The 13,400-nt window shown below is 73.5% G+C and carries 14 protein-coding genes; 6 read left to right on the forward strand and 8 right to left on the reverse strand.

The window, feature by feature from the left end; translation table 11 throughout:
• Positions 1-36: 36 nt before the first annotated feature.
• Together F8R89_RS05245 and F8R89_RS05250 are read right to left on the reverse strand one after the other, a co-directional pair.
• Positions 37-402, reverse strand: coding sequence for a hypothetical protein (locus F8R89_RS05245; protein ID WP_151782859.1), 366 nt, complete (start codon positions 400-402; stop codon positions 37-39).
• Between the two features lie 2 nt (positions 403-404).
• Positions 405-1,154: a LytR/AlgR family response regulator transcription factor gene (locus tag F8R89_RS05250; protein ID WP_151782860.1), complete on the reverse strand. Its 750-nt coding sequence runs from the start codon at positions 1,152-1,154 to the stop codon at positions 405-407.
• Positions 1,155-1,241: 87 nt separating this feature from the next.
• Between F8R89_RS05250 and F8R89_RS05255 the strand changes: the two genes are divergently transcribed.
• The 6 genes from F8R89_RS05255 (at position 1,242) to F8R89_RS05280 (ending at position 8,835) form a co-directional block, all read left to right on the forward strand.
• Complete coding sequence (locus F8R89_RS05255) at positions 1,242-1,754, forward strand: Lrp/AsnC family transcriptional regulator (protein ID WP_151782861.1); 513 nt, start codon at positions 1,242-1,244, stop codon at positions 1,752-1,754.
• 114 nt (positions 1,755-1,868) lie between these two features.
• Positions 1,869-2,681, forward strand: coding sequence for a dimethylargininase (ddaH, locus tag F8R89_RS05260; protein WP_151782862.1), 813 nt, complete (start codon positions 1,869-1,871; stop codon positions 2,679-2,681).
• Positions 2,678-3,895, forward strand: coding sequence for an ornithine--oxo-acid transaminase (rocD, locus tag F8R89_RS05265; protein ID WP_151782863.1), 1,218 nt, complete (start codon positions 2,678-2,680; stop codon positions 3,893-3,895). Before ddaH ends, rocD begins: the two co-directional genes overlap by 4 nt.
• Positions 3,896-4,049: 154 nt before the next feature.
• Positions 4,050-6,509 carry a SpoIIE family protein phosphatase gene (locus F8R89_RS05270; RefSeq protein ID WP_151782864.1) on the forward strand — a complete coding sequence of 820 codons (2,460 nt, stop codon included), beginning with the start codon at positions 4,050-4,052 and terminating at the stop codon, positions 6,507-6,509.
• 87 nt (positions 6,510-6,596) lie between these two features.
• Complete coding sequence (locus tag F8R89_RS05275; RefSeq protein ID WP_151782865.1) at positions 6,597-7,823, forward strand: PP2C family protein-serine/threonine phosphatase; 1,227 nt, start codon at positions 6,597-6,599, stop codon at positions 7,821-7,823.
• A 286-nt stretch (positions 7,824-8,109) separates the two neighbouring features.
• Entirely contained in the window at positions 8,110-8,835 is a 726-nt protein-coding gene (locus F8R89_RS05280) for a lysophospholipid acyltransferase family protein (RefSeq protein ID WP_151782866.1), read from the forward strand.
• On the opposite strand, the gene F8R89_RS05285 is transcribed toward F8R89_RS05280, so the two are convergent.
• From F8R89_RS05285 to F8R89_RS05310, 6 genes are read right to left on the reverse strand one after another with little or no spacing between them, the layout of a single operon-like run.
• Positions 8,828-9,610, reverse strand: a complete 783-nt coding sequence (locus F8R89_RS05285) for an urease accessory protein UreD (RefSeq protein WP_151782867.1) — start codon at positions 9,608-9,610, stop codon at positions 8,828-8,830. The genes F8R89_RS05280 and F8R89_RS05285 overlap by 8 nt on opposite strands.
• The gene (ureG, locus tag F8R89_RS05290) at positions 9,598-10,275 is read right to left on the reverse strand and encodes an urease accessory protein UreG (RefSeq protein WP_151782868.1); all 678 of its coding nucleotides are present in this window, start codon (positions 10,273-10,275) and stop codon (positions 9,598-9,600) included. Before ureG ends, F8R89_RS05285 begins: the two co-directional genes overlap by 13 nt.
• 37 nt (positions 10,276-10,312) lie before the next feature.
• A complete protein-coding gene (locus F8R89_RS05295; RefSeq protein WP_151782869.1) occupies positions 10,313-10,987 on the reverse strand; it encodes an urease accessory protein UreF in 675 nt (224 codons plus the stop codon).
• Between the two features lie 12 nt (positions 10,988-10,999).
• Positions 11,000-12,721, reverse strand: coding sequence for an urease subunit alpha (locus F8R89_RS05300; protein WP_151782870.1), 1,722 nt, complete (start codon positions 12,719-12,721; stop codon positions 11,000-11,002).
• Positions 12,714-13,025, reverse strand: a complete 312-nt coding sequence (locus F8R89_RS05305) for an urease subunit beta (RefSeq protein WP_151782871.1) — start codon at positions 13,023-13,025, stop codon at positions 12,714-12,716. The genes F8R89_RS05300 and F8R89_RS05305 overlap by 8 nt, the downstream gene beginning before the upstream one ends.
• Positions 13,026-13,033: 8 nt before the next feature.
• Positions 13,034-13,336: an urease subunit gamma gene (locus F8R89_RS05310; RefSeq protein ID WP_055622481.1), complete on the reverse strand. Its 303-nt coding sequence runs from the start codon at positions 13,334-13,336 to the stop codon at positions 13,034-13,036.
• Positions 13,337-13,400 lie beyond the last annotated feature (64 nt).

Genomic DNA, 13,400 nt, shown 5'->3' on the forward strand with positions numbered 1-13,400 from the left:
GCCGGATCGGTTCCTGGTCTCGGTCAGCGCGGGTGATCAACGGTCCTCGACGAGGCGGACGAAGTCGCGTTCGTTGCGTTCGGCGCGGTGGACGAACCAGCGGGCCAGCAGCACCAGGGGCGCGTACAGGCCGAAGCCGAGGACCCCCCAGACCAGGTGGCGGGCGTCCGGCATCGCCGCGAACAGCAGCGGCAGCGGGGCGACGAGCAGGCCGAGGACGGCGAACACGGCGAGGGCGGTGCGCAGTTGGGTGCGCATCAGGGAGCGTACGTAGGTGTGGCCGAGGGTGGTCTGCTCGTCGATCTCGGTGCGCGGCCGGTAGTAGCCGGAGACGCGGCGGGTCCGGGTGCGCCGGGGCGGGCCGGTGACGACGACACGGCGGTCGGCGGGGCTGCCGGGCATCGTCACGGCCTCCTCATCAGCAGGTCCCGCAGCTCGCGTGCGTGACGGCGGCTGACCTGGAGTTCCTCGGAGCCGACGACGACGCTCACGCTGCCCGCGTCGAGCCTCAGTTCGCCGATGTGGCGCAGGGCGACGAGATGGCGGCGGTGGATGCGCACGAACCCGCGGGAGCGCCAGCGTTCCTCCAGGGTGGACAGCGGGATGCGGACGAGGTGGCTGCCCCTGCCGGTGTGCAGGCGGGCGTAGTCGCCCTGCGCCTCGACGTGGGTGATGTCGTCGACGGGGACGAAGCGGGTGACGCCGCCGAGTTCGACGGGGAGGTGGTCGGGGTCGGGTTCGCTCACGGGTATCCGAGGGGTGGCGCCGCGCTGTTCGGCGGCCCGGCGGACGGCTTCCGCGAGGCGTTCCTTGCGGACGGGTTTGAGCACGTAGTCGACGGCCTTCAGGTCGAAGGCCTGGACGGCGAAGTCCTCGTGGGCGGTGACGAACACGATGAGCGGCGGTTCGGCGAAGCCGGTGAGCAGCCGGGCCAGGTCGAGGCCGTCGAGGCCGGGCATGTTGATGTCGAGGAAGACGACGTCGATGGCCTCCGCTCCGCCGGGGCCCGACTCCAGCGCGCGGTTGATGCGGCGCAGCGCCTCGGTGGCATCGCCCGCGCCCTCCGCGCTGCCGATCCGCGGGTCCGCGTTCAGGAGGTACAGCAGTTCCTCCAGCGAGGGGCGTTCGTCGTCGACAGCCAGGGCGCGCAGCATGAACGGGAGTGTAGGAGCAACCGGCGCTCGTGGACACGGGCCGGGACGGGACGTTCGCGCTGGGTGCCCGGCGCTTACAGTGCCCTCATGAACAGCGGCGCGGCTTCTTTCGACGAACTCGACCGGAAGATCATCACCGCACTGATGGCGAACGCCCGGACGAGTTTCGCCGAGATCGGCATGAGCGTCGGGCTGTCGGCGACGGCCGTCAAGCGGCGCGTGGACCGGCTGCGGGAGACAGGGGTGATCACCGGGTTCACGGCGACGGTCCGGCCGTCGGCGCTGGGCTGGCGGACGGAGGCGTACGTCGAGGTGTACTGCGAGGGCGCGGCACCGCCGCGGCGCCTGGCGGAGGTCGTCCGCAACCATCCGGAGATCACGGCGGCGATGACGGTGACGGGGGGCGCGGACGCGCTGCTGCACGTACGGGCGCGGGACGTGGAGCACTTCGAGGAGGTGCTGGAACGCATCCGCGTGGAGCCGTTCATCCGCAAGACGATCAGTGTCATGGTGCTGTCCCACCTCATCCCGGAGAGCCCGGAGGCGGGCGCCAGCCAGCCGGCGCCCGTCGACGCATCAGTCGTGCGTGAACCCGGGTGAAGACGCAGCATCGCTGCGCGAACACGCACTTCCCGTTTCTTGTCGCTCGTCGGCGTCGGTTTCTACCGTGGAGTCAATCCTCATCGACACCGTAGGAAGCGGAGGGACCCCTTCGTGCCCGAGACCCGTGTGCCGCGGCGGCGGCGCTTCCTCGTCTGCGAACCCAGACACTTCGCCGTGCAGTACGCGATCAACCCCTGGATGCGTCCGGACGTCCGGGTCGACGTCGATCTGGCGCAGGAGCAGTGGCACGCGCTGATCAGCGCCTACCGTTCGCACGGCCACGCGGTCGACGTCGTGGAGCCGGTCGCCGGTCTCCCCGACATGGTGTTCGCCGCGAACTCGGCGGTCGTCGTCGGCGGCCGTGTCTTCGGGTCCCTCTTCCACGCGCCCGAGCGGCGCCCGGAGTCCACCCACTACGACCAGTGGTTCCAGGCGGCGGGCTTCGACGTCCACCGCCCGGAGTCGGTGTGCGAGGGCGAGGGCGACCTGGTCTGGACGGGCCGCCACGTGCTCGCCGGGACCGGTTTCCGCACGACCCGGGAGGCGCACCGCGAGGTGCAGGAGTTCTTCGGCCACCCGGTGATCAGCCTGACGCTGGTGGACCCGTACTTCTACCACCTGGACACCGCGCTGTTCGTGCTGGACGACGACAACATCGTCTACTACCCGGAGGCGTTCTCGGCCGGCAGCCGTGCGGTGCTCGCGCGGCTCTACCCGGACGCGGTGCTCGCCACCCGGGAGGACGCGTCCGCGTTCGGGCTGAACTCGGTGTCCGACGGCCGTCACGTCTTCATCGCGCCGCAGGCCGAGGCCCTGGCGGCCCGGCTGGACGACCGCGGCTATGTCCCCGTCCCCGTCGACCTGTCGGAGTTCCGCAAGGCCGGCGGTGGCATCAAATGCTGCACTCAGGAGATCCGCTCATGACCGCGCCCGCGCAGACCCGTTCGTCCGCCGATCTGATCCGCGCCGAGGAGCCGGTCCTGGCGCACAACTACCATCCGCTGCCCGTCGTCGTCGCGAGCGCCGAGGGCAGCTGGGTCGAGGACGTGGAGGGCCGCCGCTACCTCGACATGCTCGCCGGCTACTCGGCCCTGAACTTCGGTCACCGCCATCCGGCGCTGATCGAGGCCGCGCACCGCCAGCTGGACCGGCTGACGCTGACCTCCCGCGCCTTCCACAACGACCGGCTCGCCGGTTTCGCGGAACGCCTGGCCGCGCTGACCGGTCAGGACATGGTCCTGCCGATGAACACGGGCGCCGAGGCCGTGGAGAGCGGCATCAAGGTGGCCCGCAAGTGGGCGTACGAGGTGAAGGGCGTCCCCGCCGACCGGGCGACGATCGTGGTCGCGGCGGACAACTTCCACGGCCGGACGACGACGATCGTGTCGTTCTCCACGGACGAGACGGCACGGGCGGGCTTCGGGCCGTTCACGCCGGGCTTCCGCATCGTGCCGTACAACGACCTGGCGGCGCTGGAGGCGGCGGTCGACGAGACGACCGCGGCGGTGCTGCTCGAACCCATCCAGGGCGAGGCCGGCGTCGTCATCCCGGACGACGGCTATCTGGCCGGGGTGCGCGAGCTGACGAGCCGGGCGGGCTGCCTGTTCATCGCGGACGAGATCCAGTCGGGCCTCGGCCGCACCGGGCGCACGCTGGCCGTGGAGCACGAGTCGGTCGTGCCGGACGTGCTGCTGCTGGGCAAGGCGCTGGGCGGCGGCATCGTGCCGGTCTCGGCGGTGGTGGGGCGCCGGGACGTGCTCGGGGTGCTGCGGCCGGGCGAGCACGGCTCGACGTTCGGCGGCAACCCGCTGGCGGCCGCGGTCGGCACGGCGGTGGTGGACCTGCTGGAGACGGGTGAGTTCCAGCGCCGGGCCGCCGAGCTCGGCGTGGTCCTGCGGGGCGGTCTGACGGCGCTCGTCGGCAAGGGCGTCGTCGGGTTCCGGGCGCGCGGGCTGTGGGCAGGCGTCGACATCGACCCGGCGTTCGGCACCGGCCGGGAGATCAGCGAGCGGCTGATGGCGCAGGGCGTGCTGGTCAAGGACACCCACGGCTCCACGATCCGGCTGGCCCCGCCGCTGACGATCACGGCGGACGAGCTGACGGGCGCGCTCGCCGCCCTGGAGAAGGTCCTGGCCTGACCGTCCACGATCCGTACGGCCGTCCGGTGGGCCCGGGGCGGCCGTACGGTGTCGTTCCCACACTCCCGGCCCCCGCGGAGAGGCACGGGGGCCGGGAAGGGCGAAGATGGGGACAAGTGGTGGTAGACCGCTCTCAGCGACAGAGAGGTCGGCCGTGGGTTCGAAGGACGAGCGGAGCGTGGCCCGGCAGGGGTTCGACGTGGCGGACGCCGTGCCCGTGCTGCTCGACGCCCGGGGCGTGGTGACCGGCTGGACCCGGGAGGCGGAACGGCTGCTGGGGTACCCCGCCGCCCGGGTCGTGGGGCACGGTGTCGCGGCGGTGCTGGCCGCGGACGACGCGGGCCGGGTGCCGGAGATGATGGACCGGTGCCGCGGCGACGGCGGCTGGGCCGGGCTGCTCACGGCGGTACACGCCGACGGCACCGCGCTGCGCCTCATGGCCCGGATCACGCCGGCCCTGGACGACGGCGGGCCCTCGCGGCGGCTGCTGCTCCTGTCGGAGCTGGCGGGGGCGCCGGGCTGGGACATGAGCCGGCAGGTGCTGGAGCAGATGGTGACCCGCTCCCCCGTCGGCATAGCCGTCGTCGACACCGACCTGCGGTTCGTCTGGTCCAACCCGGCACTCACCCAGTTCGGCGGCGGACCGCCGAGCAGCAGGCTGGGGCTGCGGCTCGGGGACATCCAGCCCGGTCTGGACGCCGAGAACATCGAGGCGCAGATCCGCCGGGTGCTCCTGACCGGTGAGCCCGTCGTCGGTTACGAGCACGTGGGGCAGGTCCGCTCCGCGCCGCTGCGGGAGACCGCGCACATGATGTCGTTCACCCGGCTCGACGACGGGCACGGCAACCCCATGGGCGTGTACTACACGGTCGAGGACGTCACCGACCGGCACCGCACCCGTCAGCGCCTGGCCCTGCTCGACCGGGCCGGCGAGCGCATCGGCCGCACGCTGGACGTCACCCGTACCGCACAGGAACTGGCCGACGTGGCCGTGCCGGGTCTCGCCGACGTCGTCGCCGTGGATCTGGTGGAGTCGGTGCTGAGCGGCGGTGAGCCGTCGGACGAGCCGCTGACCGGCAGGGACCGGGTGCCGCTGCGGCGCGCCGGGTACCGGTCGGTGAGCCGGCGGGCGCCGGAGGCGATCGTCGGCATCGGCGAGGTGGTCACCTATCCGTCCGGGTCGCCGCCGATCCGCACGCTCCGGACGGAGCGGTCCTGGCGGGAGCCGCGCCTGGACCCGCTGGGTGAGGCGTGGGCGGAGCACGCGCGCGGCGGAGGGGCCGCCATCTTCCTGGAGCTGGGGCTGCAGAGCGCGATGATCGTGCCGATCCGCGCACGGGGCGTGACCCTCGGCCTGACCACGTTCTTCCGGCGGCACCGCCAGGAGCCCTTCGAGCCGGACGACCTCAGCCTCGCCGAGGACCTCGTGTCCCGGGCGGCGGTCTGCATCGACAACGCCCGCCGCTACAGCCGGGAACGCGACGCGGCGCTGGTCCTCCAGCGCAGCCTGCTGCCGCACCATCTGCCCGAGCAGGACGCCCTGGAGGTGTCCGCCTGCTACCGCCCGGCCGACGAGCTGACCGGGCTGGGCGGCGACTGGTACGACGTCATCCCGCTGTCGGGCGCGCGGGTCGCCCTCGTGGTGGGCGAGGCCACGGGACACGGCATCGACGCGGCGGCGGCGATGGGGCGGCTGCGGACCGCCGTACGGACGCTGGCGGCGCTGGATCTGCCGCCGGACGAGGTGCTGGCGCATCTCGACGACCTGGTGGCACGGTCCGCGCGGGAGGAGGGCGTCGACCCGGGCTCGGCCGGGGCCGACAACACGCTCGGGGTCGGGGCGGGCTGTGTGTACGTGGTGTACGACCCGGTGGACGGGACGTGCACGATGGCCGCCGCGGGGCATCCGGCGCCCGCGGTGGTGATGCCGGACGGGCACGTCACGTTCGTCGACCTGCCGCAGGGACCGCCGCTGGGGGTGGGCGGCCCGCCGTTCGAGGCGGTGGAACTGGCGCTGGCGGCGGGCAGCACGCTGGCCCTGTACACCGACGGGCTGCTGGCCGCCGGGGCGCGGTGGGCCGTGGACGCCGAACGGCAGCGGCTGCGGCTGGCCCTGGAGAAGCGGGCGGAGTCCCTCGATCTGCAGTGCCGGGCGGTGGTGGACGCGCTGGTGCCGGACCGGCCGTACGACGACGTGGCGCTGCTGCTCGCGCGGACGCGGGTGCTCGGCGACGGGCAGGTCGCCGAGTGGGACCTGGCCGCCGACCCGGCCGGGGTGGCCGACGCCCGCCGGACGGCGACCCGGCAGCTGACGGACTGGGGCCTCGACGACCTGGCGTTCACGACGGAGCTCGTGGTCAGCGAGCTGGTCACCAACGCCATCCGGTACGCCACCGGTCCCATCCGACTGCGTCTGATCAAGGAACGGGCGCTCTTCTGCGAGGTCTACGACGGCGGTGCGACCGCCCCGCATCTGCGGCACCCCCGCACCACCGACGAAGGGGGACGCGGGCTGCTGCTGGTGTCGCAGTTCACCCAGCAGTGGGGCACCCGGTTCGTCCCCGAGGGCAAGATCATCTGGGCCGAGCAGTCCCTGACGGACGCCCCGCCCTGACCTGCCCGATCGCCCTCCGCGCAGGACGGCGGTACAGATGACCCATAGCGTGCGAAACTGGTCGGATCACGGCGTGAGGCGGATGCCATGGACGAGGTCGACTACGAGGCGGTCTTCCAGGCGCTGCCCGGCATGGTGGCCCTGCTGGACACCGATCTGGTCTACGTCGACGCCAACGAGGACTTCCAGCGGCTGTCCGGGCGCAGCCGGGAGCAGCTCGTCGGCCGCTACATCTTCGACGTGTTCCCGGACAACCCCGACAACCCCGCCGCGACCGGCATGCGCAACGTGCGGGCGTCCATGCTGCGCGTGGCGGAGACCGGCGAGCGCGACGCCATGGCGCTCCAGCGCTACGACGTGGAGGACGCGGGCAACCCGGGCCACTGGGAGGAGCGGTACTGGAGCCCGATCAACGCCCCCGTGACCGGGCCGGACGGGAAGGTCGCGTTCGTGCTGCACCGGGTGGAGGAGGTCACCGAGCTCATCCGGGTGCGGGGCGGCGCGGGCGTCGACAGCCGGGCCCGCGTCCTGGAGGCCGAGCTGTACACGCGGGCCCGGGAGCTCCAGGAGCTCAACGAGCGGCTGCGGCAGGCCCACGCCCGCGAGCGCGAGGTGGCGCTGGCGCTGCAGGAGGCGATGCTGCCCGCGAGCCGGCAGGTGGGCGACCACCGCACGGCGGTGCGCTACCGGCCGGCGGTGGGGGCGCTCAACGTGTGCGGGGACTGGTACGACCTGGTCGACCTGGTCGGCGGGCACCGCATCGGGGTGTCCGTGGGGGACGTCGTCGGGCACGGCCTGCGGGCGGCCGGCGTCATGGGGCAGCTGCGCAGCGCGCTGAGCGCCTCGTCGCGGGTGGCCGCGGGCCCGGCGCAGGCGCTGGACGTGCTCGGGCGGTACGCGCACGTCGTCGACGGGGCCGAATCGGCCACCGCGGTCACGACGTTCATCGACTTCGACGCCCGGACGATCGCGTACAGCAGCGCCGGTCACCCCCCGCCGGTCCTGGTGCACGCCGACGGCCGGGTGGAGTTCCTCGACCAGGCCACCGACACACCGCTCGACGCCCGCCCCGACCCGATCCGCCGGCCGCAGGCGGCCACGACCTACGACGAGGGCGCGACGCTCGCGCTGTACACGGACGGTCTGATAGAGCGGCGGCGGGAGGACATCGACGTCGGTCTCGGCCGGCTCGCGCACGCGCTGGTCGAGCACCGCACCGCCGCCCCGGAGGAGCTGGCGGACGCCGTCCTGCTGGAGCTGCTGCCGCCGGGCGGCGCGACGGACGACACGGCCCTGGTCATCGTGCGGCTGTGACACGGGCGTACGGCCGGGAGGGTTCTGGTGGCCGTGATCACGCCAAACCCGGAGACCGGCTTGCCGCGCACCGGCTGCGGGGACGAGGCTGGTCCGGCGGTCCTCCCCACCCGCAACACCCGCCGCACACCGTCGGCCTGACCTGCCGTCAGGTGTCGGGACGCCCGCGGTCCGCGCCGGTTCCGGCGGCCGGACCCTGCGCCTACACTGACACCCCCACGGCACGCTGGCTGACCTGCCAGAACATGGCGGCCCGAGCTGATCCGCCCGAGTGAGGAGCGCCCCTTTGTTCTACTACGTCCTCAAATACGTGTTGTTGGGCCCTCTCCTGCGGCTGGTCTTCCGGCCGCGTATCGAAGGTCTGGAGCATGTGCCGCCGACGGGCGCGGCCATCATCGCCGGCAACCACCTGTCGTTCTCCGACCACTTCCTGATGCCCGCGATCCTCAAGCGGCGCATCACGTTCCTCGCCAAGAAGGAGTACTTCACCGGCCCCGGCATCAAGGGCCGGCTGACCGCGGCCTTCTTCCGCAGCGCCGGGCAGATCCCGGTCGACCGCACGGGCAAGGAGGCCGGCCAGGCGGCGATCCGCGAGGGCCTCGGGGTGCTGCGCAAGGACGAACTCCTCGGCATCTACCCGGAGGGCACCCGCTCGCACGACGGCCGGCTCTACAAGGGCAAGGTCGGGGTCGCCGTGATGGCGCTCAAGGCCGGGGTGCCCGTGGTCCCGTGCGCGATGATCGGCACGTTCGAGGCGCAGCCGCCGGGCAAGGTCATCCCGAACATCCACCCGGTGACCATCCGCTTCGGCAAGCCGCTGGACTTCTCCCGCTACGCCGGGATGGAGAACGAGAAGGCGATCCTGCGGGCCGTGACCGACGAGATCATGTACGCCATCCTGTCGCTGTCCGAGCAGGAGTACGTCGACCAGTACGCGGCCGTCGCGAAGGCCGAGGAGGCCGCAGCCAAGGCGGAGCAGGGCCGCCGGTTCCCCCGCCTCCCGCTCAGGTGACCGGAGCGGCCGTACCGAGGAGGGTCAGGGCCTCGTCGAGCGTCGAGCGCAGCCGTCGCGCGTCCGCCGCGACCGCGCTCACGAGCACCGCCGGTCCCGCCAGGGGCAGCACTGCGGCGCTCTCCCCCAGCGTCCGGGGCGCGACCGGATCGCTCGCGAACTCGGGCCGTACGACGAGGAGTTGCCCGACGGCTCGGTGACCGCCGAGTCCGGCCGGGCCGTCCCAGCCGCCCGGCGCGCCCGGCCCGCAGGCCAGTTCCTGATCGAGGACGAGCCGTCCCGCGACCCTCACCCGCAGCCGGCTCGCCAGCCGCCCCGGCTCCTCCCCCACCCGGCCGAGCACCTGCTCCTCGCGCAGCACGAGCCGTCCCGTGGCGCCCACCTCGACCTCGGTCGTCACGGTCAGGTCGCTGCCGCACGCGGAGATCAACGGCTCGGGCAGCCAGTGCAGTTCGGCGCCGTCGGCCACCGAGAGACGGACGTCGTAGCGGGCCCCGGCCTTGCCCTGCCCCGGCAGCGCGAGGGTGGCCGCCGCCGATCCGGCGCGCAGCCGGGCGCCGGGAAGCACCTCGGCGTCGACCGTGAAGTGGTCGCCGCCGAGCGGGCCGCTCATCGCCCCCACGAGCAGCACGTGCGCCTCGCCGCAGGTGCTCCGGGTCCGGCGCGGCGCGAGGGGCCCGTCGCCGTCGAGGACGGGCAGGGCGGTGCCGCCCCGCCCGTCCGGGCGGGCGACGATCCGGGCGCGGGCCCGTACCCCGGCGGTCACGCCGTCCACGCGGCCAGCCGGGAGCGCACCCAGTCGGCGACGTCGCGCACGCCCGGCTCGCCCCTGAGCGACTGCAGGACGACCGGCAGTTCGGCCCGCTGCGCCTTGGCGTCGGCCGCCATCCGTGCCAGGTCGGCGCCGACGTACGGGGCGAGGTCGGTCTTGTTGACGACGAGGAGGTCGGCGGTGGTGACGCCGGGGCCGCCCTTGCGGGGGATGTCGTCCCCGCCCGCCACGTCGATCACGAAGATCTGGGCGTCCACGAGCCCTTTGGAGAAGGTCGCGGTGAGGTTGTCCCCGCCGGACTCCACGAGGATCAGGTCGAGCGGGCCGACCTCGTCCTCCAGGTCCTCGACCGCCTCCAGGTTCGCGGAGATGTCGTCGCGGATCGCGGTGTGCGGGCAGGCGCCCGTCTCCACGGCCGCGATCCGCTCCGGGGGCAGCACGGCCTCGCGCAGCAGGAACTCGGCGTCCTCGCGGGTGTAGATGTCGTTGGTGACGACGGCGAGGGACAGCTCCTCGCGCAGCGCCCGGCACAGGGCGGCGACCGTGGCGGTCTTGCCCGAGCCGACGGGACCGCCGAGGCCGATGCGCAGGGCACGGCGGGTTCCGTCGGGGCGGCGGGCGTCCGCGCTGAGGGCGGCGGGGCCGTCGTGGGTGTGGTCGAGGTGCATGGGACACGGCTCCTGGGGTGGAGGGGAGGGAACAGGGTCAGGACGCGAAGAGGCGTACCGGCCAGGCGGCGTGGGCCTCCGCCGAGATCTCCAGCAGGGGCGCGGAGGCGGCGGGCAGCGCGTCGGTGCCGTCGCGGGCCGCGTGCCGGGCCGCCTCCACCGCGCGGTCGGCGACGCGGTCCAGCTCCGGGGCGAGCCGGGCCAGTACGGCGGTGGCCCCGAAGGGGTCGAGGCCGAGCAGCCGTACCACCGCCGTGGCGGGCCCGCTCACCGACTCGTAGGCCGCGCAGTGCGCCGCGTCGAGTGGTCCGAGCCCGGCGGCCCGGGCGACGGTCCCGAGGACCACGGGCTGGTGCGCGCCTTTCGGGAACCGGACGGCGAGGGCGTCGAGTTCGGGGGACGGCCAGGTCGCGCGGGCCGCCCGCAGCAGCTGCCGGCCCAGCTTGCGGGCGGTGGCCCGCAGCGCCGGTGACGGCGTACGGGCGTCCGCCGCCGCGTCCAGGGCGACCGGGTCGAGGCCGGCCGCGGCCGCCGCCGCGAGCGCGGCCGCCACCAGGCCGGCCGTGTGCAGCCGGCCCCGGCAGAAGTCCTCCAGGCTCGCGGTGTCGGTGATCCGCCCGGCCCGGACGGCCGCCTCGGCGCCGCCGGAGTGGGCGTGTCCTCCGGCGGGGAAGCGGCCGTCGGCCAGGACGAGAAGGGTGGCCCGTGTCATCGCCGGCCGCCCTCAGAAGAGGAAGTAGCGCTGGGCCATCGGCAGTTCGGCGGCGGGCGTGGCCTCCACCAGCTCCCCGTCGATGTGCACGGTGAAGCTGTCCGGGTCGACGCGCACCTCGGGCCGCGCGTCGTTCTCCCGCATGTCGGCCTTGGTGACCGCGCGCGTCGACTCGATGGCCACGAACCGCTTGCCGAGCCCGAGCCGTTCCGGCAGCCCGTCCTCGATGGCCAGCGGTGCCACGAAGTTGACCGAGTTCGCGGCCGGTGCCCGGCCGATCGCGCCGAACATCGGGCGGGGCAGGATCGGCTGGGGCGTCGGGATGGACGCGTTGGCGTCGCCCATCTGCGCGTAGGCGATCTGCCCGCCCTTGATGACGAGGTGCGGCTTGACGCCGAAGAACGCCGGCTCCCACAGCACCAGGTCGGCGAGTTTGCCGGTCTCCACGGAGCCGATCTCACGGCCGAGGCCCTGCGCGAGCGCCGGGTTGATCGTGTACTTCGCCACGTACCGGCGCACCCGGTGGTTGTCGGCGCGTCCGTCTCCTGGCAGCGGGCCGCGGCGCCGCTTCATCACATGGGCGGTCTGCCAGGTGCGCAGGACGACCTCGCCGACGCGTCCCATGGCCTGGGAGTCCGAGGAGATGATGGAGATGGCGCCCAGGTCGTGGAGGATGTCCTCGGCGCCGATGGTCGACGGCCGGATCCGGGACTCCGCGAAGGCCAGGTCCTCGGGCACGGCCGCGTTGAGGTGGTGGCACACCATCAGCATGTCGAGGTGTTCCTCGGCGGTGTTGACGGTGAACGGCCGGGTCGGGTTCGTGGAGCTCGGCAGCACGTGCGGCTCGGAGACGACGGTCATGATGTCGGGCGCGTGCCCGCCGCCCGCGCCCTCGGTGTGGTACGCGTGGATGCCGCGGCCGGCGATCGCCGCGAGGGTGTCCCCGACGAAACCGGCCTCGTTCAGGGTGTCCGTGTGGATGGCGATCTGGACGCCGGTCCGGTCGGCGACGGTCAGCGAGGCGTCGATGACGGCCGGGGTGGAGCCCCAGTCCTCGTGCAGTTTGAGGCCGAGGGCGCCGCCGCGGATCTGGGAGAGCATCGCCTCGTGCGAGACGGTGTTCCCCTTGCCCAGCAGGCCGAAGTTGACGGGGTGTCCCTCCATCGCCTCCAGCATCCGGGCCAGATGCCAGGGGCCCGGGGTGACGGTGGTGGCCTTGGAGCCCTCGGCCGGGCCGGTGCCGCCGCCGACGAGCGTGGTGATGCCCGAGGCGAGCGCCTCGTCGGCGATCTGGGGGCAGATGAAGTGGACGTGGGCGTCGATGGCTCCGGCGGTGAGGATGCGTCCGTTGCCCGCGATGATCTCGGTCTCCGGGCCGATGACGAGGTCCGGGTGCACCCCGTCCATGGTGTCGGGGTTGCCGGCCTTGCCGATGCCGGTGATCCGGCCGTCGCGGATGCCGAGGTCGGCCTTGACGATCCCCCAGTGGTCGACGATCACGACGCCGGTGACGACGGTGTCCGGGGTGCCGTCGGCGCGGGTGGCCCGGGACTGGCCCATGGACTCGCGGACGACCTTGCCGCCGCCGAACACGGCCTCGTCACCGGCGCGTCCGGGGCCGCCGGAACGATCCTCCTCGATCTCGATCAGCAGATCGGTGTCGGCGAGCCGGATGCGGTCACCGGTGGTCGGCCCGAACAGGTCGGCGTAGGCGGCGCGGGAGATCTCAGGCATCGAGGGCACCTCCGGTCTCGCCCCGCAGGCCGGGCACCACACGGGCGCCGGCGAGGGGGACGAGTTCGACGTCGACGGGGATGCCGGGCTCGAAGCGCACGGCGGTGCCGGCCGCGACGTTCAGCCGCTTGCCGCGGGCCGCGGCACGGTCGAAGCGCAGGCCGGGGTTGGCCTCGGCGAAGTGGTAGTGGGAGCCGACCTGGACGGGCCGGTCGGCGGCGTTGAGGACGGTCAGCCGGGTGATCTCGCGGCCCTCGTTGTATGCGATCGGGCCCTCGGCGAACAGGACTTCTCCGGGAATCATGGCCGCCCTCAGACGATCGGGTCGTGGACGGTGACGAGCTTGGTGCCGTCGGGGAAGGTCGCCTCGACCTGGACGTCGTGGATCATCTCGGGGATGCCCTCCATGACGTCGTCCCTGGTGAGCAGGGTCCGGCCGGAGGACATCAACTCGGCGACCGTACGGCCGTCGCGGGCGCCCTCGAGGATGTGCGCCGTGATGAGGGCGACGGCCTCGGGGTGGTTCAGCCGGAGCCCGCGGGCCCGGCGCCTCTCGGCGACGTCGGCCGCCACGTGGATGAGCAGCCTCTCCTGCTCGTGCGGGGTCAGTTGCACGGCGTCCCACCTCACAGTCCTCGCTCCGGACCGTGCGGGGTCCGGTTGCCGACGCCGTCGGGCG

Source organism: Streptomyces sp. SS1-1 (genome assembly GCF_008973465.1).
Taxonomy (GTDB): Bacteria; Actinomycetota; Actinomycetes; order Streptomycetales; family Streptomycetaceae; genus Streptomyces.